This is a genomic window from Kluyvera ascorbata ATCC 33433 (assembly GCF_000735365.1).
Lineage (GTDB): Bacteria > Pseudomonadota > Gammaproteobacteria > Enterobacterales > Enterobacteriaceae > Kluyvera > Kluyvera ascorbata.
This window is the reverse complement of the sequence record NZ_JMPL01000199.1, coordinates 1-3,937: the sequence shown is the minus strand read 5'-3', so window position 1 is coordinate 3,937 and position 3,937 is coordinate 1. Positions and strand designations below refer to the sequence as shown.

The window sequence follows — 3,937 nt, the reverse complement described above, 5'->3', positions numbered from 1 at the left end:
GGTTACCGACTGCGGCCTGAGTTTTTTAAGTGACGTAAAACCGTGTTGAGGCCAACGCCCATAATGCGTGCACTGGCGCGACATCCGACGCCATTCATGGCCATATCAATGATTTTCTGGTGTGTACCGGGCTGAGAGACGGTGTAAGTGAACTGTAGTTGCCATGTTTTACGGCAATGAGAGCAGAGATAGCGATGATGTCCGGCAGTGCTTTTGCCGTTACGCACCACGCCTTCAGTAGTGGAGCAGGAAGGACATCTGATGGAAATGGAAGCCACGCAAGCACCTTAAAATCACCATCATACACTAAATCAGTAAGTTGGCAGCATTACCAGTCCCGCTTAGCAATTAATTTATCTGCTGAGCCTGTATTTAATCTGTTTTCTAAAAGAACACTGATTTTTATATTCATAATCACTATTTCACTTTTATACAATTATCTCAGGTGAGAAATACCCAGAAACTGAAAATTAGCGTGTATCTACAGCCTGGCAGAATTGGCATGGTGGATGCTACGAGCCACCATGCCCCTGTCGCTGATTAAAAACTATATTTAAAACCTATTGTCATAGTTGTATCACTATAGCCTTTAGCACCTATTTGTTGAGCAACGTTGGTCCATAAATTCATATTCTTATTAAATTTCCCTTCAGTGCCCAGTTTAAGCTCAGCAACATTTTTGTTACCCGCTTGTTTAATACTGACGCCATTCATTTCAGCCCCCACCTGCCGGCTGTTGTTCAGCCAGTTCGCTTCTGCATAAACAGTAAACAGCTTATCTTTTCCTTTGTCGATCTTACTTGTACCTTCACGAGATAACTTTACACCTAATCGACTCTGTATATTGTTATTGCCTGAAGTGGTTACATGAGTTCCATTAAATTCCTTCACATCATCTGCCTCAACACCGCTGAAAATAAACTGTCCTTGCGGAATGAGAAAAACATTTCCGTTAGCTCCCTGATAGATTAATTTGCGATATCCAGTCTCGACTGAAGCACTTAGACCATCTATCTTGTAGTTTTCATTAGATAATTGATCTCCCTTTACCATCCCATTTAACCAGCTGTACTGTAACCAGGTATCAATATATATTCCATTCAAAGTGCCAGCATCCTGATACCAGGTGGCGTATAAACCGGCACTGTAACCATCTACGGATCCTTTGGAATGATACCCTGTACGATTAGAGCCAGTATTGTTACTTGAGTTACCATAGGCCAGCATCATGCCAATCCCAAGGCGATCCAAATCGCTGAAGTTTGCACTGAATAATTCTCCGCCACCCTGTACCACATATGTGTTTGTAGCGCTGTAGGACTGTCCAGAAGTGTCATAAAAGGTGGTTCTTGTTCCTTGCTGACGTAACCACATACTTGAATTTTCTGACCGTCTTTCGCGGCCCTCCAGGCGTGAATTAAATATCTTTCTGGCCGTATCTATGTTGGCCATATAACTTCCAGCTTCTGGACGAATGGTTGGGTTGTCAGGGTTGTAAGGATCAGGATTTGTCAGGAACCAGCTTTGAGTATTGGTTCCTGATGCATTACCTTTTACGAGTTTATAGTCATATGCTCCCGCGACTATACGTCCTGCCTGAGTAAATGCAGTATCAGTTGACGTACCATTTACCTGGATGAGTTCAATACCATCAATGGTATGTGCCCCAGTTCCACCTGCATTATTCACAACTACGGAGGTTGTACCCATAGCATTACCACATATAACTAACTTATCGCTGAGGGAATGATCACTTCCTAAAGCTGTATTAAATACCAGAACACCATTGCTACCATTATAATCACCTTTTACATTCAGCGTATTACCAACATTTCCTGTAGTGTTTAAAGATATTTTTCCACCATTAATGAGCGTATCCCATGTCTGACTCTTCCATAAGTTAAGGGTGCCACCTTCAACATTAACCTGAGGGGTAACTAATGTTCCAACTAAATTCACAACCCCGGATTTTTGTGTATAGCTATCGCTAAATATGCCATTATCATTCAGCGTCCATTCATCCCCCTCCATTACCAGCTTGTTAAAATCATTAAATTTGGAGAGATCTTCACTGTTTGTACCCTGTAAAATCAAAGAGTCGTCGAAAGCTCCACCTAAGACGCTCCCTTTAATCTGAGACCCAGAGGTAAGAGTCAGCGTATTTATTTCATTCGCAAAATGTACGGCAATATTATTATCGCTGCTAATCGTTCCAGCATTGAAAACATTGCCTTGCACTCCAGTGTTAAAATTTATTCCAATATCTGAGGCTGAAATTTCCCCGGTATTGATGATATTCGCTCCGCGCAGTGCAGAATCTATCTCAATACCATCGCTCCCTGCGCCAGATGCAATAATTTTGCTGGCGGTTTTAATGTTAACTTCTCCGTCATCATTGCTAATGAATAATACACTTGCGTTTTTTCCATGAGTCTCTATATTTGCACCAGATGCCAGTTCGAAAACTGTTAAGTCACCACCACCAGACTCAATTTGCATATCAATACCATGCGAATTTTCACCCTGGGTGACGAGCATGCTTCCCGCGGGAAGAACAAATCCATTTGCCGGATTATTCTTGGATGCAATTGCATTACTCCCGCCCCCCAGGGTTTCTATCGATATAGCGTCCTGGAAGTACAATGTTACACCATTGGTTGGAGTATTTATGATATTTATACCATTAGCATTATCACCTTGGGTTTGAATATCAGTACGAGCTAATATCGCTTTTGCATCGCCAGAAAGAACTATTCCTTGCGAGTCATTAGATTTAGTAAGGATTGACAATGCATCTGTAGAAGAAAAAGCCCCTCCATTGAGGGAAATAGCAGTGGAACCTTTCCCTTCGGTGATGATTTCCCCCCCAGAAATATAGACTATTCCGCGGTCAGATATCGCAATACCATTTCCAACTCCGCTTTTCACATCAATATAAAGCTCACGGGCATTTAATACCCCCCCACTTGTTTTTATTCCGTTACCAGTTGTGGTGTTGATTGTTAAATCACCATTAAAATTAACGGTCCCTCCAGATTGAAGTATTCCATTGGATCCGCTTACATTTATCGATGTGGACCCCCTGAATGTACTATTAGCATCCCCTCTATTACGAAGTGCATCAGAGACATTGGATGTCAGAGAGGTTTTACCTGCAACCAATAAGTCCCCGCCTGTATTTTCGATAACAGCCCCATAAAGACCGCCAGTCCTCGTTGCAGTCAGGTTTCCATCTATCTGAAGTGAGTTACGTTTTCCCCCTGCATCTGTACCAGAAAAGATAAAAATACTCCGAGTACTGCCCAGAGCATTCCCATTAACTGTTAAATCTCCTTTTGCATGAACCGTTGCTCCAGCTCCAGGGATCGAACCGCCACTATTGACTCCTCCCACGGCAAGCGTATAAACGGCAGCAACACCCTTACTACTGATTACAGTTCCAGGTAAGAAATTAAGAACAGAACCTGACCCGCTCGCATAAGCGGTATTATTCCCTATATATGACGTACCGCTGTTATCGCAGGTACTACCTTCGGTGGCACTATCTACGCCGTTTGGGCCAGCTGCACCATCCACACATGCAGCCCATGCTTGTCCCGTACACAGGATGGCAGAAAAAGTTATTAATTTTTTTAACATTTATATTCCAAGATATGAATCGCCACAGATAATCTAGACACTTCCGAGCCGTTGATAATACTGGTTTTCATATTCTGTCGGTGACATCTGATCGCTAGAACCATGCCGACGTTTACTGTTATAAAACATTTCGATGTAATCAAAAATATCGCTGCGGGCTTCTTCCCGCGTTCCGTAGATCTTTTTCTTTATCCGTTCGCGTTTCAACAACTGGAAAAAGCTTTCTGCAACCGCATTATCAGGTAATGACTCCAACTTACTGATAGTGTTTTATGTTCAGATAATGCCCGATGACTTT

1 protein-coding gene and 2 pseudogenes are annotated in these 3,937 nt (G+C 42.5%); all 3 read right to left on the bottom strand.

The features are described from left to right. Nucleotides 1–278 (bottom strand): annotated as a pseudogene (locus GKAS_RS24415) (IS1-like element transposase); the annotation flags it as partial. Nucleotides 279–540: 262 nt separating this feature from the next. Further along, nucleotides 541–3,639 (bottom strand): autotransporter outer membrane beta-barrel domain-containing protein, encoded by a 3,099-nt coding sequence (locus GKAS_RS25180; RefSeq protein WP_115075001.1) that lies wholly within the window; start codon nucleotides 3,637–3,639, stop codon nucleotides 541–543. A gap of 33 nt (nucleotides 3,640–3,672) precedes the next feature. Next, nucleotides 3,673–3,882, bottom strand: a pseudogene (locus tag GKAS_RS24405) (IS3 family transposase); the annotation flags it as partial. Nucleotides 3,883–3,937 lie beyond the last annotated feature (55 nt).

What these genes read in the sequence shown, in the direction of transcription:
- GKAS_RS25180 (WP_115075001.1), bottom strand. Translation starts at nt 3,639, where the DNA reads ATGTTAAAAAAATTAATAACTTTTTCTGCCATCCTGTGTACGGGACAA.